Origin of the sequence: Streptosporangium sp. NPDC002721, assembly GCF_042888905.1 — a bacterium.
Taxonomy (GTDB): domain Bacteria; phylum Actinomycetota; class Actinomycetes; order Streptosporangiales; family Streptosporangiaceae; genus Streptosporangium.
In genome coordinates, this window is the sequence record NZ_JBIAQI010000002.1 from 223,253 (window position 1) to 247,402 (window position 24,150).

Sequence of the window (24,150 nt, forward strand, 5' to 3'; positions counted from 1 at the left end):
GCCCTGGGGGGCGGGGGTCATGCGTCCTCGGTGATCGGAAGTATGGCGGTGACCGCGAAGCCCGTCCCGGTCGGACCGACCCAGAGCCTCCCGCCGAGCATGGACACCCGTTCCCGCATCCCGATCAGGCCGTGTCCCATGTGCCCGGGTCCCTCGGGGGACCGGGGAGACGTGGCGGAGCGGGCCCCGGCGCCGTTCGTCACCTGGACGTGCAGCTCGGCGCCGTACCGGGCGATCTTCAACGAGACGGACGAACCGGGGGCGTGCCGCATGGCGTTGCTGAGCGACTCCTGGGCGATCCGGTAGGCGGACAGGCTCACCGCCGTGGGGAGCCCGGCCAGGTCGCCGAGGAGTTTGAGCGTCACGTCGAGCCCGGCGGAGCGCGCGGTGTCGACGAGCTCCTCCAGGCGGCCGAGACCCGGCTGCGGGGCGGTGTCGGTGTCCCCGTCCCCCTCCCGCAGGACGCCCAGCACACGGCGCATCTCGGTCATGGCCGCGAGGGACAGCGTGCGGATCTCCCTCAGCCCCTCCTCCAGTCGCCGCGCGTCCCCGGCCGCCTGCATCGGGACGGCCTCGGCCTGGATCGCGATCACCGACATGTGGTGGGCGACGACGTCGTGGAGCTCCCTGGCGATCCTGGCCCGTTCCTCCAGCGCGGCCTGGGCGGCCAGGGCCCGCTCGCTGCGCCGTTCCTCCTGGGCCAGCAGCCCGGCGGCGAGCCGCCGGGCGCGCACGTTGTGGCCGAACAGGACGGTCGCCGTGACCACGCCGGTGACAAGGGCCATCGAGTTGGGGTGGAGTATCCAGGCGCCGAGGACCGAGAAGATCCACACGCCCACGGTGATGTGCCGCTCGCAGCGGACCGCGACCGCGTAGACCACGAGTGTGTACGTGACCGAGGCGGCCGCGGTGTAGGGGACCTCGTGGAGGAACTGCCGCGAGACGACCGTTCCCAGGGGAACGAGCAGGAAGGCCGACCGCCAGGCGGCCAGCGGCCACCGGCCGCGCAGCGCGAGCGGCAGCGAGAAGGCGAGGGCCGCGAACATGAGCCCCTCCTGGTCGAGGGGGGAGCGAGCCGCGGCCGCCTCGGTCTGCAGGTAGGACAGGCCGCCGCCGAACAGGACGGCGGTCAGCGCCAGGTCGGCCAGCAGGACCAGGTCGATCCTCTGGAAGGGCAGCAGCCCCAGGGCGCGCGGCACGCGGCGGGTGAGGCGGCGGGATCGGGGTCGGGCCGGGTCGGGCGTCCCGGTCACCAGCGCCTCGGTGAGCGGGCGGGCGAGGCGTACGGCGGTCTCCCACGCCCGCGGCGCGCGCCGTGTGAGGAACCGCCGCGCGGGGCTGGGGGTCACCGGAACAGCCTAGGCAGCGCGGATCTCCTCCGCGTCCCACCCCGGGGTGACATCCCGGCATCGCCCGAAGGAGCCACCCGGGCACCCGGACGCTCCAGAAGTGCCGCGGCGTGCCTGTGAGTGACGAAAAGTGCACTGGAAAGTAACGATTACACGATTACGATCGCTCACAGCGAACTCGCTCAACCTCGGGAACATTCTCCGGCTCCCATTAATTGAGTGTGTATAACTCAACCCTTGGAGTTCACATGAGTGAGAGCTTGATCCTCCCGGTCCTGCCGCTCGACGACGAGGTCGTGCTGCCGGGCATGGTCGTCCCGCTTGACCTGTCGGAGACCGAGGTCCGGGCCGCGATCGACGCGGCACAGGCTCTCGCTGACAACAAGCCCGAGGTCCTTCTCGTTCCCAGGATCGACGGAAGATACGGCTCGGTGGGCGTGCGGGCGATCGTCGAGCAGGTGGGCAGGCTCCCCGGAGGCGAGCCCGCGGCCGTGGTGCGCGGTGTCGACCGGGTCCGGGTGGGCACCGGCACGACCGGCCCCGGCGCGGCCCTCTGGGTGCAGGCCACCCGCATTCCCGTCGTCGCGGCGGGCGAGCGCGCCCACGAGCTCGCCAAGGAGTACAAGGCGCTGTCGACCACGATCCTGCAGAAGCGGGGCGCGTGGCAGGTCGTCGACGCGGTCAACCAGATGGACGACCCCTCGGTCCTCGCCGACAACTCCGGCTACGCCCCCTGGCTGAGCACCCCGCGCAAGGCCGAGATCCTGCAGACCGCCGACCCCGCCGACCGCCTGGAGAAGCTGGTCGAGTGGTCCCGTGAGCACCTGGCCGAGCTCGACGTGGCCGAGACGATCCGCAAGGACGTCCAGGAGGGCATGGAGAAGCAGCAGCGCGAGTTCCTGCTCCGCCAGCAGCTCGCCGCGGTCCGCAAGGAGCTCGCCGAGCTGAACGGTGACACCTCCGCCTCCGAGGAGGAGGACTACCGCTCCCGCGTCGAGGCCGCCGACCTGCCCGAGAAGGTGCGCACGGCCGCGCTCAAGGAGGTCGACAAGCTGGAGCGGACCTCCGACCAGTCCCCCGAGACCGGCTGGATCCGCACCTGGCTCGACACCGTCCTCGACATCCCGTGGAACGACCGGACCGAGGACTCGTACGACATCGCCGCGGCCCGCGCCGTCCTCGACGCCGACCACACCGGCCTCGACGACGTCAAGGACCGCATCATCGAGTACCTCGCCGTCCGCGGGCGCAGGGCCGAGAAGGGCCTCGGCGTGGTCGGCGGGCGCCGCAGCGGCGCCGTGCTGGCGCTCGCCGGTCCTCCCGGGGTCGGCAAGACCTCCCTCGGCGAGTCCGTGGCCCGCGCCATGGGCCGCAAGTTCGTCCGCGTCGCCCTCGGCGGCGTGCGCGACGAGGCCGAGATCCGCGGTCACCGGCGCACCTACGTCGGCGCCCAGTCCGGCCGGATCGTCCGGGCCATCCGCGAGGCCGGTTCGATGAACCCGGTCGTGCTGCTCGACGAGGTCGACAAGGTCGGCTCCGACTACCGGGGCGACCCGACGGCCGCGCTGCTGGAAGTCCTCGACCCGGCGCAGAACCACACCTTCCGCGACCACTACCTGGAGGTGGAGCTCGACCTCAGCGACGTGCTCTTCCTGGCGACCGCCAACGTGCTGGAGGCCGTCCCCGGCCCGCTGCTCGACCGCATGGAGATCGTGACGCTCGACGGCTACACCGAGGACGAGAAGGTCGCCATCGCCCGCGACCACCTGCTCCCGCGCCAGCTCGACAAGGCCGGTCTCACCGCCGAGGACGTCACCCTCGGCGAGGACGCCCTGCGCAAGCTCGCCGGCGAGTACACCCGGGAGGCCGGAGTCCGGTCCCTGGAGCGCTCGATCGCGAGGATCCTGCGCAAGGTGACGGCCAACGTCGCGCTCGGCGAGAGCGAGCTGCCCGTGACGGTCGGGGACCTGGTCCCCTACCTGGGCCGCCCGCGCAACGTGCCGGAGTCCTCGCTCCCCGAGTCCAGCCAGCGCACGTCGGTGCCCGGCGTGGCCACCGGGCTGGCGGTCACCGGGGCGGGCGGCGACGTCCTGTACGTGGAGGCGTCCCTGGCCGACCCCGAGACCGGCGACACCGGCCTCACCCTGACCGGCCAGCTCGGCGACGTGATGAAGGAGTCGGCCAGGATCGCGCTCTCCTACCTGCGCTCGCGGGGCGCGGAGCTGGAGCTGCCGGTCGCCTCCCTCAAGGACCGCTCGGTGCACGTCCACTTCCCGGCCGGAGCCGTCCCCAAGGACGGCCCGTCCGCGGGCGTCACCCTGATCACGGCCCTGGCCTCGCTGCTCTCCGGCCGCCAGGTCCGCGGTGACGTGGCCATGACCGGCGAGGTCTCCCTCACCGGCCGGGTGCTCCCGATCGGCGGGGTGAAGCAGAAGCTGCTCGCCGCCCACCGGGCGGGCATCACGACCGTGCTGATCCCGGCGCGCAACGAGCCCGACCTGGACGACGTCCCGCAGGCCGTCCGCGACGAGCTCACCATCCACGCGGTGAGCGACGTGCGCGAGGTCCTGGAGATCGCGCTCACCCCGGCCAAGGTGGCCCAGCACACCGCCGCCTGAGTCGCCTGATCCGTGCTCCCCGCGACGGCCCGCCCTCCCCCCGGAGAGGGCGGGCCGTCGCGTCGTGTCCGTCACCGGGGAGGTCGTCCACGAGGGCCCGGACGCGGAGCGGGTGCCGGCTGGACGAGTCGCTCAGCCAGGGGCAGGCGGTCAGGGACCTGCGCGACCTGGCGGCCAAGGGCTGGTTGACGCCGTACGGGGAGACGAAGGGCCGTTTCCACGCGCCCGGGGAGAGGATGCGGGCGATCAAGGAGGACTTCGCGCAGCGGGCCGTCCCTCTACGGGACCCGTACCGTTCCCCTGCGGGACCCGTACCGGTGATGACCGGGGATTCATGACGGGTGATCGGTTTCACATAACATATCGGGAATGAGGGCAAATATAGGGCGCGTTGGGGACCTGCTGTGATCGATGTGTCGGGCCTGCGGAAGGTCTATCAGGATCGGGGCCGCGAGGTGGTCGCCGTCGACGGGGTGGACCTCCACGTCCGCGAGGGTGAGATATTCGGCGTGCTCGGGCAGAGCGGCGCCGGCAAGAGCACCCTGCTGCGCTGCGTGAACCTGCTGGAGCGGCCCACCTCCGGCACCGTCTCGGTGGCCGGGCAGGAGCTGACCGGCCTGCGCGAGGGCGAGCTGCGCAAGGCCCGGCAGAAGATCGGGATGATCCACCAGCACTTCGCGCTGCTCTCCTCCCGCACGGTCGCGGGCAACGTCGCCTTCCCGCTGGAGGTCATGGGGGTGGCCAAGGCCGAGCGCGCCAGGCGTACGGCCGAGCTGCTGGAGCTCGTCGGGCTGGCCGACAAGGCCGGGGCGCACCCCGCACAGCTGTCGGGCGGCCAGAAGCAGCGGGTCGGCATCGCCCGCGCGCTGGCCGGAAGCCCGCCTGTGCTGCTGTCGGACGAGGCCACCTCGGCGCTCGACCCGGGCACCACGCAGTCGATCCTCGCCCTGCTCAAGCGCCTCAACCGTGAGCTCGGCCTGACGATCCTGCTGATCACCCACGAGATGCACGTCGTCAAGTCGATCTGCGACTCGGTCGCCGTCATGCGGGACGGCCGGGTCGAGGAGTCGGGGACCATCCCCGAACTGATCTCCAAGCCCGGCTCCAGGCTCGCCGCCGAGCTGTTCCCCCTGCCGGAGCCCGAGCCGGGCCACGTCACGATCACCTTCACCGGCCAGGCCGGCGAGCCGGTGGTGTCGCAGGTGGTCCGCAAGTTCGACGTGGACGTCAACATCCTCGGCGGAGCCCTGGAGGAGGTGGCGGGCGTCTCGACGGGACGGCTGCGCCTGCTCGTCACCGGTGACGAGCGCGCCGCCGCGCTCACCTACCTGGCCGGACGCGGCCTGCTCGTCGAGGAGGCGTGATGACCTGGGAAGAGATGTTCCCGCTGCTGATGGAGTCGACCGGCCAGACCGTCCAGATGGTCCTGTGGTCGACCCTGTTCACGGTGATCCTCGGCCTCCCGCTCGGGGTGGCGCTGGTCGCCACCGACCGGGGCGGGCTGTTCCCCTCGGCCGCGCTCAACCGGGTGCTCGGGCTGATCGTCAACATCGGCCGCTCGCTGCCCTTCATCGTGCTGATGATCGCGATTCTCCCGCTGACCAGGCTGATCGTCGGCACGACCATCGGCACCATCGCCTCGGTGGTCCCGCTCACGCTCGGCGCGGCGCCGTTCTTCGCCCGGCTGGTGGAGACCGCGCTGCGCGAGGTCGGCAGGGACAAGGTGCAGGCCGCCCAGGCCATGGGGGCCGGGCGCGTGACCATCGTCGGCAAGGTGCTGCTGCCCGAGGCGATGCCCGGCCTGGTCGCGGGGCTCACGGTGACCGTGGTCGCGCTGATCTCGTACTCGGCGATGGCCGGGGCGATCGGCGGGGGAGGGCTCGGGGACCTGGCCATCCGCTACGGCTACCAGCGGTTCGAGACCACGCTCATGATCGTCACTGTTGTCGTGCTGGTCGCCGTCGTGCAGCTCGTGCAGACCCTCGGCGACACCGTCGCCCGCCGTCTCGCGCGTGGCTGACCGGTTGTCAACTGATCATTTACCGTCATTTCCTGATTTATCCGGTAAGTAATCTGATTTGATCATTACATTGGCCTGGTGTTTTAAGTGAAGTGAAAGTGACGGGCAATCGGCGCATCGTACAACTTGGGGTGTCAAAATCCTCACTCCCGAGAGGAACCCCTCACAATGCGATTCGCCAGCCGAATCCTCCTGGGCGCCGGTACGGCCGCCCTGCTCGTCACGGCTACCCCGGCGATGGCCAACGCCGAGACCGTGACCCCCGTCCAGGCGGCCGCCTCGGCGACCTCCGCGACCCCCGTCTTCGCCGACACCTGGGGACCTTACTACTCCGGTGACGAGAAGGCGGAGGCCGAGGGCAAGGTCGTCGTCGAGAAGAAGTCACAGAAGCACTGGTACTGGAAGAAGTACTCGAAGTTCGTCAAGAAGTGCACCTGGTACAAGGGTGAAAAGAAGTGCAAGTGGGTGAAGCAGTGGTTCAAGAAGCGCGCGTGGAAGTGGGAGCACGAGTACCACTACACCGTGCACAGTAAGCTCACCAACCACAAGTGGTGGAGCAAGCCCAAGCACTTCTGCGCGTGGGAGACCTTCAGGGTCGTGGGCTTCGACGGCTCGTCCACCTTCAAGAGCTTCAAGAACTGCTCCAAGAAGCCCGGCTTCTACTCCTTCTCCGGTGTGGACGCCGAGCACATCTACGTCAAGGTGAGCCGGGGCAACCACGGCCACCCCAACGGTTACCAGAGCGGCTGGGAGCACATCTACAGCCACGCCTGATCCACAGCGGGCCCTCCGATACAGGGTCACACCGGGCTCTCCCGAGGCCCGGGCACCCGCCGGGCCGCGACCTCACGTGAGGTCGCGGCCCGGTCGCGTGCGGGCACTTCTCACCGAACTGCTCACCGAGTAATGTTCGGTTTCATGCACCCGGGAGCGATCGCAGCAGTCTCGCCCGACAAGCCCGCTGTGATCATGGCGGGCTCCGGACGGGTCGTCACCTACCGCGAGCTGGACGAGGAGTCCAACCGCCTCGCCCACCTCTTCCGCGCCGCCGGGCTGCGGCCGGGTGACCACATCGCCTTCATGCTGGAGAACCATCCGCTGTTCCTGACGATCGCGTGGGCCGCGCACCGCTCCGGGCTGTACTACACCGCGATCAGCCCCCGGCTGAAGACCGACGAGCTCGCCTACATCGTCGACAACTGCGAGGCCCGCGTCTTCATCTCCTCGGCCGCCCTCGCCGAGGTGGCCGCCTCCATCGCCGACCGCACCCCGCGCGTCGAGCTGCGGCTCATGCTGGACGGTGCGGCCCCCGGCTTCGACCCGTACGAGAAGGCCGTCGCCGCCCACCCCGCCACCCCGGTCGAGGACGAGTGCCAGGGCATGGACATGCTCTACTCCTCGGGCACCACCGGGCGGCCCAAGGGCGTCAAGCCCGTCCTCTCGCAGGCCCCGCTGGACACTCCGGGGCCGCTGCTGCAGCTCATCCAGTTCCTGTTCGCGCCCTCCGCCGACAGCGTCTACCTCTCCCCGGCGCCGCTCTACCACGCCGCCCCGCTGCGCTACTGCATGAGCTTCCAGCGTCTGGGGGCCACGCTCGTCGTCATGGAGAAGTTCGACCCCGAGCAGGCGCTCGCGCTCGTCGAGAAGTACCGCGTCACCCACTCGCAGTGGGTGCCGACCATGTTCATCAAGATGCTCAAGCTGCCCGAGGAGACCCGCGCGCGGTACGACCTGTCGTCGCTGACCTGCGCGATCCACGCCGCCGCCCCCTGTCCCGTCCCCGTCAAGGAACGGATGATCGACTGGTGGGGCCCGATCGTCCACGAGTACTACGCGGGGACCGAGGGCAACGGCTTCCTGTACGTCGGCTCCCAGGACTGGCTCGCCCACAGGGGGACGGTCGGCCGCCCGCTGCTCGGCGTCGTCCACATCTGCGACGAGGACGGCGAGGAGCTGCCGCCGCGCGAGCACGGCACGGTCTACTTCTCCGACGGCCCCCAGTTCGTCTACCACGGCGACGAGGACAAGACGCGGGCCTCGCGCGACCCCCGGGGCCGGGGCTGGACCACCCTCGGGGACATCGGCTACGTCGACGAGGAGGGCTTCCTCTACCTCACCGACCGCCGCTCCTACATGATCATTTCTGGCGGGGTCAACATCTACCCGCAGGAGGCCGAGAACGTCCTGGCCGTCCACCCGAAGGTGGCGGACGTGGCCGTCTTCGGCATCCCCGACGAGGAGATGGGCGAGCAGGTCAAGGCCGTCGTCCAGCCGCTCTCCATGGACCTGGCGGGCCCGGGGCTGGAGGCCGAGCTGATCGAGTACTGCCGGTCCCAGCTCGCGCTCTACAAGTGTCCCCGCTCGGTCGACTTCCGCGAGGAACTGCCCAGGCATCCCACGGGGAAGCTCTACAAGCGCCTCCTGCGCGACGAGTACTGGCCCGCCGGCTCCTGAGCCGTCCGGGGGCGGTGCTCTCACCCTTCTGAGCCGTCCGGGGGCGGCGCTCTCACCCTCCTGGGTCGTGCTCTCACCCTCCTGATCGGCGGGCTCGCTGATCGGCGGGCTCGCTCGCGACGGGCGGTCACTCCTCGGTGCAGGCCCGCTTCTCCTCCTCGGCCGAGGTGTTGATGCGGCTGAGGAGCCCGTAGAGCTGGACGATCTCCTGCTCGTCGAGGCCGGAGCACAGCTCGCGCTCCATCGCCGTGAGCGCCTCCTGCACCTTGGTGAGCGCGTCGGCTCCCGCGGCGGTCATCTCCACGATGTGGCGGCGCCGGTCGGCGGGGTCGCGGCGGCGCTCGGCGAGCCCGTCACGCTCCAGGTCGTTGAGGATCGCCACCAGAACGCTGGGATCGACCGCGAGTGCCTCGATGAGGGCCTGCTGGCCCATGGGGCCGTTGTCGTCGAGGTTCATCAGCGCGATGGCGTGCCTGGGGGTCAGGCCGGTCACCCCGAGCGCCTGACGCATGCGGATGTTCGTGACGGTGCCGTGACGTGCCAGGAGCATGCCGAGGCGATCCACGGCCCTGGGTGGCCGGATGTCCTCGACTTCCATGCTCGTACCGTAACACGGATCAAATGATCGAAGGAATTAGATAGTTGATGCTTTTCAACGATGTGTTAGTGTCAACGACATGCCGGACACCCGCATCGGCACGTACGACCTGGTCAGAGCCTTTTTCGGGGTCCCGGTCGGCGTGTCCGCCGTGAGGTGGCCGGGTTCGACCGACGGCCGTCCGGGGCCGCGACCCGTGCCGGACCACCGTGATTCCGTACAGAAAGAGATCGGGAACCTGTGATGAGCGAAACCGCACCCGCCTGGCAGCCCACCGTCGTCGTGGTCGGCGGAGGCTACGGAGGCGTCCGCGTCGCCAAGGCGCTCGACGACGTGGCCGACGTCGTGCTCGTCGACCCCAAGGACGCCTTCGTGCACAACCTCGCCGCGCTGCGGGCGCTGGTGGACCCGGCCTGGCTGCCGCGCATCTACTTCCCGTACGACACCCTGCTCACCCGGGGCCGGGTGGTCCGCGACCGGGCCGTCAGCGTCGACTCCAAGCGCGTCGTCCTCGGGTCGGGCGAGGAGATCGCCGCCGACTACATCGTGCTCGCGACCGGCTCCTCCTACCCGTTCCCCGGCAAGAGCGACGCCGTCGAGACCGAGGTCGCGCACGAGCGCTACCGGGTCTCGCACCAGGCCCTCGCCGCGGCCGACGGGGTGCTGCTGCTGGGCGCGGGCCCGGTGGGCCTGGAACTCGCAGGGGAGATCAGGGCCGTCTGGCCCGACAAGCGCGTCACCGTCGCCGACATCGGCGACGACATCCTCCCCGGCCCGTTCAAGCCCGAGCTGCGCGCCGAGCTGCGCCGCCAGCTGGACGAGCTCGGCATCGAGGTGCTGCTGGGCAGCCCGCTGCGCGAGGCGCCGCCGACCGAGCCCGGCACCGCCGCGCCCTTCACCGTGACCACCGAGGCGGGCACCGAGGTCACCGCCGACATCTGGTACCGCTGCCACGGCGTCACGCCCCTCACCGGCTACCTCGCCGACGACCTGGCCCCCGCCCTCACGGAGAGGCGCCTCGTCGAGGTGACCCCCGAGCTGCGGGTGACCGGGCAGGACAGCGTCTTCGCGCTCGGCGACATCACCACCCTGGGCCCGCCGATGGCCGCGCACGCGGGCATGCAGGCCGACGTCGTCGCCGCGAACATCCGCGCCCTGATCACCGGCGAGGGAGAGGTGGGGGAGTACGAGCCGATGCCGCCCGTCATCCTGGTGCCGCTCGGCCCCGACCGCGGCGCGGGCCAGCTCCCCGGCCAGGACGGCGTCCTCGACAGCGCCGGCGTCACGCAGATCAAGGGCGGCAACCTGCTGATCGAGAAGCAGGAGGAGTTCTTCGGGACCGGCGAGCGGTAGCGGAAAGTGGTCGGCCGGTGATTTCAGGTGACCGGGACCCCCGCTGAGCACGGCTGATAAAGCCGTTGTCAGAGGATCACGATCATCACGATCAGGCTCTTAACCAGGTCTTATACGCGGTCGGGCATTGTTTTCACTAGCCGGTGAGGACCGGCCTCCGCCCGGTTCGACCGGGGGACGTAGGACGTGGGGGAAGACGACATGGACCCGAACAGGAACGAGCAGCAGAACGCACCGGCCGAGGCGACCCCCGGGAACGACGGCTGGACCCAGTTCGGCAAGGTGCCGCCTCGGGCCGGCACCTACCGTGCCGGCGCCGACACCGGACCGCAGCCGACGCTGATCCACCCGGTGCCGGAGCAGCTCGCCGCCGAGGGGCTCGGGGGAGCCGGAGGGGCCGGGGGTTCCGGGGGGCATCACGGGGGACCGGGGGCGGTCCCCGCGCCGCGGGGGCGGCTCAGCGCCGGGCAGAAGGTAGGTGCCGGTCTCGCGCTGGCGGCCATGGCCGTCGGTGGCGGGGTCGCGGGGGCCTTCGCCGCGACGAGTCTCAACAGCGGCGCCGCCGCGCCGATCTCGTCGTCCGCCCCGCTGGTCAGCCCGGTCGGCAACGCGACCACGGTCGCCGACATCGCCCAGGCCGTCCAGCCCTCCGTGGTGTCGATCCAGGTCAGGACCGCCGCCGGCGGGGGCGAGGGGTCCGGCGTGGTACTGTCGGCCGACGGCCTGATCCTGACCAACAACCACGTGGTAGAGGCCGGAGGCCAGGGGGGCCCGGGCAGCCAGGTGACCGTCAAGTTCAGCGACGGGAAGTCCGCCACCGCGAAGATCATCGGTACCGACCCGGCCACCGACCTCGCGGTCATCAAGGCGGAGGGCCTCTCCGGGCTCACCAAGGCCACGCTCGGCGACAGCGACCGGCTGAAGGTGGGCGACTCCGTCCTCGCCATCGGCAGCCCGCTGGGCCTGTCGGGTTCGGTCACCGCGGGAATCGTCAGCGCGCTGAACCGTACGCTCACCGTCGGCGGCGACCAGGGACAGCAGCAGCTCCCGCCCGGCTGGGGCAGGCAGCAGCAGGGCGGCGGCGGGGCCACCACCATCGGTGGCGCCATCCAGACCGACGCGGCGATCAACCCCGGCAACTCGGGAGGGGCGCTGGTCAACGCGGCCGGGGAGGTGGTGGGCATCAACACCGCCATCGCCACCAACGGCGGTGAGGGCAGCATCGGGGTCGGCTTCGCCATCCCCATCACCACCGCCAACCAGGTCGCCCAGCAGCTCATCGAGAGCGGCAGGGTCTCCCACGCCTTCCTGGGCGTGAGCATGACCGACGCCACCGGGGACGCGGGCGGCGCCCTGGTCGGCCAGGTCACCGAGGGAAGCCCTGCCGCCAAGGCGGGCATCCAGCAGGGCGACCTGATCACCAAGATCAACGACACGGCCGTGGACGAGGCGGCCACCGTGGTCGGAGCCGTCCGCGGCTTCAAGCCCGGCCAGCAGGTGACCATCGCCTACGTCCGCGACGGGCAGCCCGGCACCGTCACCGTGACCCTCGCCGAGAAGACCGGCGAGTAATACCAGGGCGGGAACGCCGCCGGGGTCGTGGCCGATCGGCCACGACCCCGGCGGCGTCTTGGCGCCCGGGGCCGTCGCTCAGGCGTCGCGCTCTCGCCTTACAGGCAAGATGTCACCGGTTCGAACCCGGTAGTGCCCACCGCAAGTCCCGGACCTGACACTGAGGGACGCCGCCCGCCACGCCTTTCGGGCATTCGACCGGCGATCGAGGGCGTGCTCCCCTGGAAACACGCCCTCGGACGTCGTGTTCACCCCCGGAGAGCTTCGCCCGTCCGCGTGATCGCCGCAGGACGGTCATCTGATCACCCGCCGGGCCGCGCGTCCCTTCCGGGCGTGCCGGTGGTCAGGACTGGGCGCGGGTCCACTGCTGGTTGGTGCCGGTGCCGCAGGCGTACTGCTGGATGTCGGCGCCGTCGGCGGTCGAGGCGCTCGCCACGTCGAGACACTTGCCGCTGTGGCGGGCCCTGAGCTGGTGGTAGCCGCCGGTGGCGGTCCACTGCCACTGCTGGTTGGTGCCGGTGCCGCAGGTGTACTGGATGACGTTGGCGCCGTCGGCCGTCGAGGCGTTGGCGACGTCGAGGCACTTGCCGCTGTGCTGGCCGACCAGGCGGAAGTAGCCGTCGCCGGTGTCCTGGAACTGCCACTTCTGGTTGCCGCCGCCGTTCCACGGATACTGCTTCACCTCGGCGTTGTTGGCGGTGGAGGCGTTGACGACGTCCATCACCTTGCCGCTGTGCCGGGCCGTGATCCGGTACGCCGGTGTGACGGAACCGGAGATCACGCCGGTGGCGGTGTCGACGGTGACCTGCGAGCTCCAGCTCAGGCTCATGCTCGTGGCGGACGGGAACGTGATCGGCAGCCACACGTACTGGGAGTCGTTCACCGGGCCGCCCCACGCGCCGGCCCACCGGTCGCCCATGTAGAGGTAGCTCGTCGTCGAGGTGCCCTGCACCGGCAGGACGTACGCCGGCTGGGAGCCGAACGTCGTGCCGTCGCCGACGTTGGTCCACCCGCTCCACGGGCCGGAGACGCTGGAGGCCGTCGCGTACCTGGCCTGGTTCGGGTTCCAGCCGGTGGCCCCGGACGTCAGCAGGAAGTACGTGTTGCCGCGCTTGAACATGGCCGGGGCCTCGCGGTGGCCGCCGGGCCAGAAGTTGCCGACCAGTGCGCCGACGTTCAGGTAGTCGGAGGTGAGGCGGTAGATGTGCAGGTCGTAGTTCTCGTTCGCGGCCGAGATCATGTACGCGGTGCCGTTGTCGTTGTAGAGGGTGATGTCCCTGGACATGTGCTGTCCCAGGGGGCGGAAGCTGCCGTGGTAGGTGTAGTCGCCGTCCACGGTCGCGGAGGAGGCGACGGCGGCGCGGGCCTGCCCGTAGTCGACGCCGTTCTCCTTGTGCATCCACATGACGTAGCGGCCGGTCGAGCTGTTGTAGATGACCTTCGGCCGTTCGATGTTGGAGACGTTCAGCTCGGCGGCCGACGTACGGGTGAGGACGTCGCGCCGGAACTCCCAGTTCCGCAGGTCGGTGGAGCGGTAGACCGAGACGGCGCGGAAGGTGTTGTCGGCGTTGCGGTTCTCGCCGAACCAGTAGTAGTACGCGCCCACCTTCAGCACCCCGCCCCCGTGGGCCTGCAGCAGGTTCCCTGCGGTGTCGCGGAACTGCGTCCCGTTGGTGATCGTGACCTCGGCGGCCTGGGTGACCTGGGAGGCTCGGGTGGCTTGGGCCGGTGCCACCTGCTGGGCGACGACGGCACCGGCGATGAGCAGGACGGCGGCGACCGCTCTGCCGATCGCCCCGCGCGAGCTCGTTCTCATGGTGATCCACACCTCCTGATACGTGATCCGGCCCGGTAGGTGATCTGGGCGGGTTCCCTCTCCGCTGTGGGCCGTCGTCCGGCGACGAGGGTGACGACGCGGGTCGGCGCGGTCGCCGGTGACGCGACGCCCGCGAGAGTCGTTCGGCGCAGGGACACGACGGGCACCCTTCTGCGAGGGGCAAAATGGCGTGCGATTGCGTTAGCGCTAACAATTAACGGTCCACATTGACCCGTTGGGCGGTGGCGGTCGGGGCGCGTCAATGTTCCGCTGCGTTTCCGCAGAGTGTTTACGTCGCCATCGCGGATGTCAACAGGTCCGCGGGGATTCCGGAACGTTCGTTCGCCGGGTCTGACAGGCTTGACCGATCGATTGTGAGCGCACACACTGATGTGGCGCCGACCTGACCTGCCGTTCCGCAGCGGTCGCGAATGGTGTGCCATGCGTATCGGCGTTCCCCGCCTCCTCGCGGGGCGGTTCTTCGCCGATGAATGTTAGCGATAACATTTCAGTGCTCGAAAAGGGGTCCGTATGACGGTCGGCAGATGGGTGGCCGGGACGGCCGCGCTCGTGCTCGCGATTCCCGCCCTGGTGACGACGGCCTCCCCGGCGCACGCCGCGACGCTGCCGACCGGCGCCCGGTCGCTGGAGGCGGTCAACTATCCCGGCCACTACGTCCGGCACGCCGACGCGCTCGGCCGCCTCGACCCGGTGACCTCCGCGAGCCCGGCCCAGACCAGGCTCGACGCCACCTTCACCGTCGTCAACGGCCTGGCCTCGCCGTCCTGCTACTCCTTCCAGGCCAGGAACGGCCTGTTCCTGCGGCACCGCGACTGGCGGCTGCGCGTCGACGCCAACACCGGCGACGCGACCTTCCGCGCCGACGCCACCTTCTGCGCCGTGGACGGGTCGGTCGCCGGCTCGACGTCCCTGACCTCCTACAACTATCCGGGCCGGCGGATCAGGCACCGTGATTTCGGGCTCTGGCTGGACACCTACCAGGACACCGCGGCCTTCCGCGCGGACAGCTCGTTCAGGATCGCGGCGCCGTGGGCGCCCAGGACGAACCGCAACCCGGTGATTCCGGGCCTGTTCGCCGACCCGCACGTCATCGCCGCGGGCGGCCGCTACTACCTGTACGCGACGACCGACGGCTACGCGGGCTGGGGCGGCACGTACTACAAGGCCTTCTCCTCCGCCGACCTGGTGAACTGGACCGACCACGGCGTCGTCCTGAACCACGGCCCGGACGTGTCGTGGGCCGACGACTCGGCCTGGGCGCCCGCGGTCGCCGCTGCCAACGGCCGGTACTACCTGTACTTCAGCGGCGGCGCGACCTCCGGGAACACCGCCAAGCAGCTGGGCGTCGCGGTGTCCGACTCGCCCGCGGGCCCGTTCCGGGACGCGCTCGGCCGGCCGCTCGTCGCCGCCGGCCAGTACTCCGGCCAGGCGATCGACCCGATGGTCTTCACCGACGACGACGGCCGCTCCTACCTGTACTGGGGCCAGGGCGCCGCCCGCGTCGTGCCGTTGAACGGCGACATGACCTCCTTCGACCCCGCGCAGGTGCGCGTGATCACCCCGTCGGGCTACAACGAGGCGCCGTTCGTGTTCAAGCGGAACGGGACCTACTACTTCATGTGGTCGGAGAACGACACCCGAAGCGAGGACTACCGGGTGGCGTACGCCACGGGGACGAGCCCGACGGGACCGTGGACCAGACGCGGCGTCGTTCTGCAGAAGCGGCTGGAGGCCGGGATCAAGGGCCCCGGCCACCACTCGGTCGTCCGCGCGCCCGGCACCGACACGTGGTACGTCGCCTACCACCGGTTCGCCGTACCGGCGGGGAACGGGACCAACCGGGAGGTGGCCGTCGACCGGATGGAGTTCAACACGGACGGCACGATCCGCCCGATCGTGCCCACCCTCTGAGCCGTCTTTCCTGTCGCGACAGACTATTCGGAGAACATCGCTTCAAGTTACCATTTTTTGATATCGCCGGTTCGCGCAAGGATCGCCAGGACTGCATGGCAAGAGCAGGTCTCTAGCTTTGACCTGGGTCAATATAGCCCTGCAAGCTATAGGACCCTCGCGACAAGCAGATGGCCAACGGATTGGTAGGGAAATGATGTACAGGGTGATTGGAAGGTTGGCTCTGGGTTTAGTTTCAAATCCACGATCTCTTTCGAGCCCGCGTGAATTCCTTGGTGAAGGCTTTGAGGGCAGCATCATTTGCGGATAGATCTAGAGTGAGATTGATGTCTAATCTTTTCCTGTTGGGCTGGGCTAGCCATGCAGGGATCTTTCCGAATTCAAATACCACTCTATCGATAAAAAAACGTATATCTCTGCTAGGTTGATCCGCCACAAGGGCGGCCAACGCGGCTGCTCGTTGGAATTCCTCAGGATATACGGCGCCGCGAATATCGCTAGCCCAATCCAGGAGGTCCTCGTAAGCTGAAACGATGCGTCCAGCGAAATGTGAAATGGTCGCTGCGTCCCCTGCGACGCCGGGAGGACCGAATGCTTGCTGTTGCACAGCGGGTGTAAATATCGATCTGATGCCTGCAGCTATTTGGATGGCATCGCCTAGGGCTCCTTGTAGTCGTGTCGCCGCCGAGGACTTATCTAAATATATTCCATTTCGGCGACCATGGCCACTCTGAAAGTCTCGCCATTTCGGCTCAAGCCTTTCTTTTCCTTGCAGCAGGATGCCTGCAAAGAGGAGATATTCCCATGCGGGTAAGGATTGCGAGACGAGTATCTGCTGTTCGTTCGGATTTCGAGGTACCCAATCAATTTTGATTACCTCTGGTGGGCGAGATAGGGATTCAAGTATTTTCGTTATTTCGTCGAGCTGGGCCAGGACGTCATGTGCTATTAAATTTGGAAACTGTTCTCGCACGCTCCTGAATTTTTGAAGGCGATCGGCGAAGTATTCCGGACCTCTCCAGCTTACTTCGATACCTGCGTCTCTCCCTGCCTTCAACACTAGAGAGGCAATATGTTCCGGTATTGGGTAGTTTGACAAGAATGTCCAATGGGAAATGTCCCAATCTCCTTCATTCTTAAGTTTGGCCGCTTTCTTTAGGTCTCCCGTCATCTTGGATAAAATTTCGTTGTCTAGGCGTTGATTTTGAATCCGCTTGAAGCAGTGTGCTGCGAAGATTCTCTTCTCCGATTTTAAGTAACCGTCATTTCCCCGGTCTGGTCGATCGTCATCAATCGGAAGAAAATCCATGCCGTATTCAGCCTGGAGGACAGCGTTGCAGAAACGCATAAAGTCTTGAGGGTTGGTAATAAGCTCAATCTGCGCTTGAAGGTTCATCTGCCCAGGGTAGTCGACAAGAGGTCTGGTGTGTAAGGATCTGACTTGAAGGTGCGTCGCCTTGATACCTGCAACTGTTCCTGATGGCTCGAAGGTTGCCGACCGATAGCAACGGTGGTGGTCGTACACCACTTCCAAGCCACGGGGCTTCTACAGTTCCAAGGGATTTCCTGTCTGAAAGTAGGTGATCCCAATCTCAGAAGCTGATCGCTTCCATGTGCAAGGGGTCCTGTAGGAGGGCAGTTGCCTGTTCATCGGGTTGGCCAGGTCATCCTCGGCCTTTCGACTTGCTTCGACAGGTACTTTGCAAACGATCAAGCCTTCAGTGCAGCCTGCTTGCAGTGATCATTGATAAGCGTGATCAGAAGCCCGGTTGCTGTTTGCGACCCCCGCCCCCGTTACCAGAGTGTTCGTGTCCCTCGGTCGGCGCCTACTTCGTCTGTACCTGTTGGATGTGGGGTAGCGGTGTACGCCGTGGGGAACGGACACGCGAAGACGGAGTTGACCCCTCGGTCGGGACACACAATCTGGCAGCTATCGGGGGCGGGGGAGGAATGGGCCAGGAGCCTGCATGGTGACTCCTGGCAGGCGTGGCGACGCCGTCCCTCCGAAGCACACGCCGCCACGCCCGTTCTACCGGGCTCTACCGGACAGCAGCGCCGCCCAGATCACCCGAGCTTCGGGGAAAGACCATCGGCACGTCTCGTGGATCTCGTGCTCGCGGTCGAGTTGAACGGTTCGCCGGATGAACGCTTGCCTGCCGCCTTGGCACAGTTCGTAGACCGTGGCGCGGCATACACACGTCCAGCTCACAGCCCTTACGCGATCAGCGACCCGATCTGGAGGCCGCCATTGCAGTCGTGTGTGATCGCGTTGCGTCATGGCCACGTGCGGACTCAGACACTCCTTAACCAGCATCACAATGGGTCCCCGTGAAGCGGTGGCGACACTGGGGGGCCCTGCTGTAGTTCCTCGTACCGGCGGGCGACGCAGCGGGCGGTGGCGGCTGGGTTGTCCACGGTGTAGGCCGTGTAGAGCCGTCGGCGGCTCCGCCCCGAGAACTGTCCCGTCCACCAGCGGTAGACGAAGCCGTCGGTCCAGACCAGAAGATCGACCCAGACCGACACCAGGGTGACGCCGTAGCCGTCATGGACGTCAGCGGCGATCCCATGCTGTTGCAGCGCGTTACTCAGCTGCTCAGCGGCGTGTACGGCAGGCGTTCCGGTCAGCAGAGCGGGAGCGATCATCGTTGTCCGTCTCCTCTCGGCGTGGTTGATGTGCGTGCTCGGATTCCCCTTCCAAGACTGTCGCCAGGCGACTACGTTCGGTAGGTGTGCGCCTCCAACACTCAATCCGCACATTCAGTTGCGTCTCATGTAGGACCCGCAACGATCCGTGTAGAGCCATGAAGGACGGGAGTGCAGATGCCCTCACCGAGCGAGCTGGACGCGAACGCCAGCGTCCTTGCTTACTGGGGTTCTGAACTGCGCAAATACCGAGAGCAAGCACAATGGAGCCAGAAGGAACTGGCCCACAGAATCTCCTACTCCACCTCCCTCGTCGGGCTCGTCGAGACGGCCAAGCGCGCCCCGACGAGGGAGTTCGCGGCGAAGTGTGACGAGGTGATGGAGACGGGCGGTGCTCTCGTCCGCCTGTGGCCCCTGATCGGCAGAGACGTCTACCCCGTGTGGTTCCGGCCGTTCGTCGAGCTGGAACGAGAGGCACGCACCCTGCGAAGCTTCCAGCCCGTCCTCGTTCCGGGACTGCTACAGACTGAGGACTATGCGCGGGCGGTTCTGCGCGCGGGACGACCAGGCGACACCGACGAGCAGGTGGAGGAATTGGTCGCCACGCGCATGGAACGGCAGCGGATCCTCACCAAGCCGGACCCGCCCATGTTCTGGGCCACCCTCGATGAGGCCGTGCTGATCCGTCCGGTCGGTGGCCCGCAGGTCATGCGCAAGCAGCTGGAGCAGCTTCTCGAACTGGTCCGTCGCCCTCGAATCACCATTCAGGTCATCCCGCTGGAAGTGGGCGCGCACGCCGGTCTAACTGGGGCTTTCGTGATCGCGAGCTTCAGAGGATCGCCCGATATAGTTTATTTGGAAACCGCAGCCGAAGGCCAGATCGTCAACGGTTCCACCGAGATCGAGACCCTGTTGACCCAGCTCGACGCGCTACGGGCCTGCGCCCTGCCGCAGTCCGCATCGGTGGCCCTGATGGAGAAAGCGATGGGATCATGGACCTGACGGACGCCCGGTGGTTCAAGAGCAGCCGCAGCGGCGGCAACGGCGGCGACTGCGTCGAGGTAGCCACCAACCTCCCCGGCATCGTGGCCGTCCGCGACAGCAAGAACCCCAACGGCCCCGCCCTGACGTTCACCCCCGAGGTATGGGCCGACTTCATCACCTCCGTGAAAGCGGACACCATCTAAGCCGTTCTCCTTCCGAGGCGGTGACCGGCTTTTCGCCGTGGTGTTGCTGGCCGAACTCCTGCGCGAGCCCTTGGGTGACAACGACCTTGGGCGAGGCCGGACGACGGTGGATCATCGTGGCCTGTAAGACCAGGTGGAGGCAGGTATCGTCCATGGTCACGCCCCCAGCCGTGTGGCTTTGAACGCGGCTCCCCGAACACGGTCAGGGAGCACCTCGGGGGCGCTCAGCGGCCGGCGGTCAGGGCCTCCGAGCGCCACAGGTCGCGGTAGTAGCCGGGGGAGGAGACCAGCTCCTCGTGGGTGCCCCGCTGCGTCACCGAGCCGTTCTCCAGTACGACGATCTCGTCCATCGGCTCCAGCCCGCGCAGGCGGTGCGTGACGAGCAGTGTCGTACGGCCGTGGGTGGCGTCCAGGAGGTCGGCCATGAGCGCGTCCGCCGTCGGCTCGTCCAGGGCCTCGGCGGGCTCGTCCAGCAGCAGCACCGGCGGGTCGTGCAGCAGTGCCCGCGCCAGGGCCAGCCGCTGCAGCTGGCCTCCGGACACCGTACGCCCGTCCTCCCCGAGCACCGCGTCCCAGCCGGTCCGCTCCACCCACCGGTCCAGGCGCGCCCGTCGCACCGCCTCGGCCAGCTCCTCGTCACCGGCCTCCGGGCCCGCGAGCCGCAGGTTGTCGCGCAGCGACGTCTGGAACACGTACGGATCCTGCGTCAGCCCGGTCATCACCCGCCGGGCGTCGTCGGAGGCCAGCTCCCGGATGTCCACCCCGCTGACCCGGATCGTCCCCGACTCGGGCTCGACGAGGCGCATCAGGGCCGACAGCAGGGTGCTCTTGCCCGCCCCGCTGGGGCCGACCAGGGCGACGCGCCTGCCGGGGGTGAGGGTCAGGCTGACCCCGTCCAGGGCGGGGGGAAGGCCGGCTTCGTGCCGGACCACCAGGTTCTCGATCTCGACGGTCGGCGGCCCGGCGGGGATCGCGACGGGGACGGGCGGCTCGGGCACGGCCGGCGGGGTCGCGCCCACCTCCCGCAGGCGGCGCAGGGCGGCGAGCACCCCGGTCAGCCGCTCCCCGGCCGCGGCCATCGGCAGCACCGGCTCGAAGGACACCAGCGAGACCAGCGCGAGCACCGCGGTGACCACGCTCCCCGCCCCGGAACCGTTCGCCAGCAGGACGACGGCCACCACGGTCAGTCCCTGGGTGAGCAGGCCCAGGGCCGAGGCCACCGCGTTCGCCCGCGCCTGCCTGCGCTCCAGCGCCGCCAGCCGGGCGTCGCTCTCGGCGGCGGCGGCCAGTGCCCGCCCGTCCGCCCCGTAGGCGGCGAGGTCGGCCGCCCCGTGCACCAGGTCGGCGACCCGGGCCGCCAGGTCCGCCCGCGCGGGGGCGATCCGCGCCGACCAGCGCCGCGCGGCGGCGGCCGTGCCCGCCGGGATCAGCACCCCGGCCACCAGCAGCCCGGCCAGGAGCGCCAGCGCCGCCACCGGGAGCAGGAACAGCCCGATCACCACCGCGGCCACGCCGGTGACCAGCGCCGCGACCGCCGGGAGCAGGCAGCGCACCAGCAGGTCCTGTACCGCGTCGGTGTCGTCGACCATGCGGCTGAGCAGGTCGGCTCCGCGCCTGTTCGACGACGCCGCGGGGATGAGCGCCTGGTAGAGCCGCTCCCTGGTCGTCGCCTGGGCCCGCAGCGCAACGTCGTGACCGGCCAGGCGCTCCCCGTACCGGAAGACGCCCTTGGTCGTCGCGAACGCCCGCACCCCGACGATCGCCACGCTCAGCGCCGCCAGCGGCGGCTGCTCGGCCGCCCTGGTGATGAGCCACGCGGCGGACCCGATCAGCCCGAGCCCGGCCAGCTCGGCCGCCGCCGCCCCCGCCGCGGCGAGAACCAGCCGCCCACCGGTCCGGCCCACCGGTCGGGTCTCCGTCTGGCTCGTCGGTCGCTCGCCCGCGTGGTCAACAGGGTGTTCGTCTGCTCGGCCCGCGGGGGTCCCGTTGGCGTCGGTCATGAGGGGATCTCCTCTCGCGTCCCCGCCGGTGCTCTCTCCTCGGTCACCACGCGGCCTTCGGCGATCCGGATCACCCGGTCGGCCAGGTCGATCATCGCGGGCCGGTGGGCGACGATCACGGCGGTGCGGCCCTCGGCGAGGTCGCGGGTCGCGCTCACGATCGCGCCCTCGCTGCGGCCGTCGAGCCGCGCGGTCGGCTCGTCCAGCAGGAGCAGCCCGGCTTCCGGGCGGCAGAACGCGCGGGCCAGCGCGACCCGCTGCCGCTGCCCGGCCGACAGGTTCGTCCCCCGCTCGCCGAGCACGGTGTCGTAGCCCTCCGGCAGCGCGGTGACGAACTCGTCGGCCTGCGCGGCCCGCGCCGCGGCCCTGATCTCGCCGATCGTCGCGCCGGGGGCGCCGAGCCCGATGTTGTCGGCCACCGAGGTGGCGAAGAGGTGCGGGCGCTGCGGTACGAACGCCAGCCGCGCCCGCCAGGAGTCGTGGTCGCCGATCTCGGCGCCGTCGACCAGCACCCTGCCCTCCGAGGGGGTGACGAAGCCGAGAAGCAGGTGGAGCAGGGTGCTCTTGCCCGCGCCGCTCTCGCCGACCAGGGCGACCCGCTCGCCGGGCGCGATCACCAGCGAGACGTCCTCCAGCGCGGCCTCCTCACGGTCCGGGTAGCGCACCGTGACGTGCTCCAGCCTGATCTCCGGCGCCCTGCCCGCTCCCGGCCCCGCTCCTGACACGGCCCCCGGCTCCGGTCCCGGCCCTGCTCCCGACGCCGCTGCCGGCCCCGGCCCCGGCCTTGGTCCAGGTCCCGGTCTCGGTGTGGGTTCCGTCGTCGTACGCGGGCCCGCCTGCCTGTCGCCCGGGAGCGGTGCCCCCGCCGTCTCCGCCCTGCCGTCGAGCACGGCGAACGCCTCGTCGGCGGCGGCGACGCCCTCCATCGCCGCGTGGAACCTGCCGCCCATGTTGTGCAGCGGCAGGTACGCCTCCGGTGCCAGGAGCAGGACCAGCAGCGCGGCCGACAGGTCCAGGGAGCCGGACAGCAGCCGCAGGCCCACCGGGACGGCCACCAGGGCGAGCGACAGCGACGCGGCCAGCTCCAGCACCAGCGAGGACAGGAAGGCCACCCGCAGGGTGCGCATCGTCGCGGCCCGGTGGGCGTCGGCCACCCGCCGGATCACCTCGGCCTGGTAGCGGGCCCTGCCGAAGGCGCGCAGCGTGGGAAGACCCCTGACCACGTCCAGGAAGTGCCCGCCGAGGCGGGAAAGGGCTCTCCACTGGCGCTCGGTCACGGCCTTGGTGTGCATGCCGACCAGTGCCCCGAAGATCGGGATGAGCGGCAGCGTGACCAGCACGATCACCGCGCTGGCCAGGTCGGCGGTGAACAGCCGGACGAGCACCGCGATCGGCACGACGCCCGCGACCGCCGCCGCGGGCAGGTAGCCCGACAGGTAGGGATCGAGGGCGTCCAGGCCCCGGCCGGTCAGCGTCACCAGCTCGCCCGAGCGATGGGAGGCCGGCCTGACAGGGCCGAGATCCCGTACCCGCGCCAGCAGGCGGTTCCGCAGGGCGGACTTCACCCCGGTGGTCATGCGCCCGGCGGCGACCCCCTGCACCAGGGCGAACAGCGCCCGGACCCCGACGACCAGCGCCAGCGGCATCAGGGCCCAGGCCGCGAACCGCCCGGACAGCACCCCGGCGAGCAGCTCCGCCTGGACGAGGACGAGCAGCCCGGTCAGGACCGCGGCGGCCAGGCACACGGCCAGGTGGCGGCGGACGGCCCGCTCGCCCAGTGCCAGCCGTACGAGATCCTTGTGCATGCCAACCCTAGAGAGCTCAGAAGAACGACGGAACCCGATCGAAGGCGGCGCGCCCGGGACCGAACGTCCGCCATACCCATACTTGCCCACCCACCATGACCGGTGCGAAGGGCAGAATCATGACACTGAGCACACTTAGCGTCCCGGCGGGCGCCGTACGGTCGAGCAGCCAGGGGGCGAGGACGGCGAGCAGCACCGCGACGGGCGCCGCGGCGGCGCACGCGGAGAGCAGGAGCGCCCGGCCGGTGCGGCGGGCGCCGGTCACCCGGCCGGGCAGCCGCCAGGAGACGAACGTCCAGCCGTGGAAGGCGAGCAGCGCGGCCACCACCAGCCCGCCCGCCAGTCCCGCCAGGCCGATCGGGGGCCCCGCCAGGCCGCCGGCCACCGCGACCAGGGCCATGCCCCAGCTCAGTGCCAGGCCGTACGAACCGATGACGATCGCCCAGTCCCAGGTCGACCGCCACGCGCTCCCGTCGGCGCGGCGGCGGAACCAGAGCCCGGCGTCGCGCACGATCCACGACACCAGCAGGGAGACCACCAGCGGGTAGAGGCCGAACAGCACGTCGCCCTCGATCGAGGGGAAGACGCCGAACAGCACGCCCGCCACGGCCACCAGCCACACCTCGTTGGCCAGGACGAACGGCGCCATCGCGGCGACGACCTCGTCCCGCTCCTCGCGCGTCCTGGCGAGCACGGGCAGCAGCATGCCCACGCCGATGTCGAAGCCCTCGAGGGCGAAGTAACCGATCAGCAGGAGGGCGAACACGCCGAGCCAGAGGATGTCCACGGTCTCTCCTTGGAAG

18 protein-coding genes are annotated in these 24,150 nt (G+C 69.3%); 10 read left to right on the forward strand and 8 right to left on the reverse strand.

Features of this window, described 5'->3' with window-relative positions:
* Positions 1-17 precede the first annotated feature (17 nt).
* Positions 18-1,349 carry a sensor histidine kinase gene (locus ACFYWM_RS03210; RefSeq protein ID WP_389907888.1) on the reverse strand — a complete coding sequence of 444 codons (1,332 nt, stop codon included), beginning with the start codon at positions 1,347-1,349 and terminating at the stop codon, positions 18-20.
* A 248-nt stretch (positions 1,350-1,597) separates the two neighbouring features.
* On the opposite strand from ACFYWM_RS03210, the gene lon reads away from it, so the two are divergent.
* The 5 genes from lon (at position 1,598) to ACFYWM_RS03235 (ending at position 8,441) form a co-directional block, all read left to right on the forward strand.
* Positions 1,598-3,967: an endopeptidase La gene (lon, locus tag ACFYWM_RS03215; RefSeq protein WP_389907890.1), complete on the forward strand. Its 2,370-nt coding sequence runs from the start codon at positions 1,598-1,600 to the stop codon at positions 3,965-3,967.
* A gap of 404 nt (positions 3,968-4,371) precedes the next feature.
* The gene (locus tag ACFYWM_RS03220) at positions 4,372-5,331 is read left to right on the forward strand and encodes a methionine ABC transporter ATP-binding protein (protein WP_389907892.1); all 960 of its coding nucleotides are present in this window, start codon (positions 4,372-4,374) and stop codon (positions 5,329-5,331) included.
* Positions 5,331-5,987, forward strand: coding sequence for a methionine ABC transporter permease (locus ACFYWM_RS03225; RefSeq protein ID WP_389907894.1), 657 nt, complete (start codon positions 5,331-5,333; stop codon positions 5,985-5,987). The genes ACFYWM_RS03220 and ACFYWM_RS03225 overlap by 1 nt, the downstream gene beginning before the upstream one ends.
* A gap of 168 nt (positions 5,988-6,155) precedes the next feature.
* Positions 6,156-6,761, forward strand: coding sequence for a hypothetical protein (locus ACFYWM_RS03230; protein ID WP_389907896.1), 606 nt, complete (start codon positions 6,156-6,158; stop codon positions 6,759-6,761).
* Between the two features lie 144 nt (positions 6,762-6,905).
* Entirely contained in the window at positions 6,906-8,441 is a 1,536-nt protein-coding gene (locus tag ACFYWM_RS03235) for an acyl-CoA synthetase (RefSeq protein ID WP_389907898.1), read from the forward strand.
* A 127-nt stretch (positions 8,442-8,568) separates the two neighbouring features.
* Here the strand turns inward: ACFYWM_RS03235 and ACFYWM_RS03240 are convergent, their stop codons facing one another.
* Positions 8,569-9,039, reverse strand: a complete 471-nt coding sequence (locus tag ACFYWM_RS03240) for a MarR family winged helix-turn-helix transcriptional regulator (RefSeq protein ID WP_389907900.1) — start codon at positions 9,037-9,039, stop codon at positions 8,569-8,571.
* Between the two features lie 243 nt (positions 9,040-9,282).
* Between ACFYWM_RS03240 and ACFYWM_RS03245 the strand changes: the two genes are divergently transcribed.
* Together ACFYWM_RS03245 and ACFYWM_RS03250 are read left to right on the forward strand one after the other, a co-directional pair.
* Entirely contained in the window at positions 9,283-10,392 is a 1,110-nt protein-coding gene (locus ACFYWM_RS03245) for an NAD(P)/FAD-dependent oxidoreductase (RefSeq protein WP_389907902.1), read from the forward strand.
* 201 nt (positions 10,393-10,593) lie between these two features.
* Entirely contained in the window at positions 10,594-11,964 is a 1,371-nt protein-coding gene (locus ACFYWM_RS03250; RefSeq protein ID WP_389907904.1) for a S1C family serine protease, read from the forward strand.
* Between the two features lie 343 nt (positions 11,965-12,307).
* On the opposite strand, the gene ACFYWM_RS03255 is transcribed toward ACFYWM_RS03250, so the two are convergent.
* Positions 12,308-13,780 carry an RICIN domain-containing protein gene (locus tag ACFYWM_RS03255; protein ID WP_389907906.1) on the reverse strand — a complete coding sequence of 491 codons (1,473 nt, stop codon included), beginning with the start codon at positions 13,778-13,780 and terminating at the stop codon, positions 12,308-12,310.
* A gap of 531 nt (positions 13,781-14,311) precedes the next feature.
* Between ACFYWM_RS03255 and ACFYWM_RS03260 the strand changes: the two genes are divergently transcribed.
* Positions 14,312-15,712 (forward strand): family 43 glycosylhydrolase, encoded by a 1,401-nt coding sequence (locus tag ACFYWM_RS03260; RefSeq protein WP_389907908.1) that lies wholly within the window; start codon positions 14,312-14,314, stop codon positions 15,710-15,712.
* Between the two features lie 235 nt (positions 15,713-15,947).
* On the opposite strand, the gene ACFYWM_RS03265 is transcribed toward ACFYWM_RS03260, so the two are convergent.
* Together ACFYWM_RS03265 and ACFYWM_RS03270 are read right to left on the reverse strand one after the other, a co-directional pair.
* Positions 15,948-17,108, reverse strand: coding sequence for a hypothetical protein (locus tag ACFYWM_RS03265; protein WP_389907910.1), 1,161 nt, complete (start codon positions 17,106-17,108; stop codon positions 15,948-15,950).
* Positions 17,109-18,025: 917 nt separating this feature from the next.
* Complete coding sequence (locus ACFYWM_RS03270) at positions 18,026-18,355, reverse strand: hypothetical protein (protein ID WP_389907912.1); 330 nt, start codon at positions 18,353-18,355, stop codon at positions 18,026-18,028.
* 177 nt (positions 18,356-18,532) lie between these two features.
* Between ACFYWM_RS03270 and ACFYWM_RS03275 the strand changes: the two genes are divergently transcribed.
* Both ACFYWM_RS03275 and ACFYWM_RS03280 read left to right on the forward strand, forming a co-directional pair.
* Complete coding sequence (locus ACFYWM_RS03275) at positions 18,533-19,357, forward strand: Scr1 family TA system antitoxin-like transcriptional regulator (protein WP_389907914.1); 825 nt, start codon at positions 18,533-18,535, stop codon at positions 19,355-19,357.
* Complete coding sequence (locus ACFYWM_RS03280; RefSeq protein WP_389907916.1) at positions 19,348-19,542, forward strand: DUF397 domain-containing protein; 195 nt, start codon at positions 19,348-19,350, stop codon at positions 19,540-19,542. The genes ACFYWM_RS03275 and ACFYWM_RS03280 overlap by 10 nt, the downstream gene beginning before the upstream one ends.
* A 224-nt stretch (positions 19,543-19,766) precedes the next feature.
* On the opposite strand, the gene cydC is transcribed toward ACFYWM_RS03280, so the two are convergent.
* From cydC to ACFYWM_RS03295, 3 genes are read right to left on the reverse strand one after another with little or no spacing between them, the layout of a single operon-like run.
* Positions 19,767-21,542 (reverse strand): thiol reductant ABC exporter subunit CydC, encoded by a 1,776-nt coding sequence (cydC, locus tag ACFYWM_RS03285; protein WP_389907918.1) that lies wholly within the window; start codon positions 21,540-21,542, stop codon positions 19,767-19,769.
* On the reverse strand, positions 21,539-23,347 hold the full coding sequence (cydD, locus tag ACFYWM_RS03290; RefSeq protein ID WP_389907920.1) for a thiol reductant ABC exporter subunit CydD: 1,809 nt from the start codon (positions 23,345-23,347) through the stop codon (positions 21,539-21,541). Before cydD ends, cydC begins: the two co-directional genes overlap by 4 nt.
* Positions 23,348-23,363: 16 nt before the next feature.
* A complete protein-coding gene (locus tag ACFYWM_RS03295) occupies positions 23,364-24,134 on the reverse strand; it encodes a cytochrome d ubiquinol oxidase subunit II (RefSeq protein WP_389907922.1) in 771 nt (256 codons plus the stop codon).
* Positions 24,135-24,150: the final 16 nt, after the last annotated feature.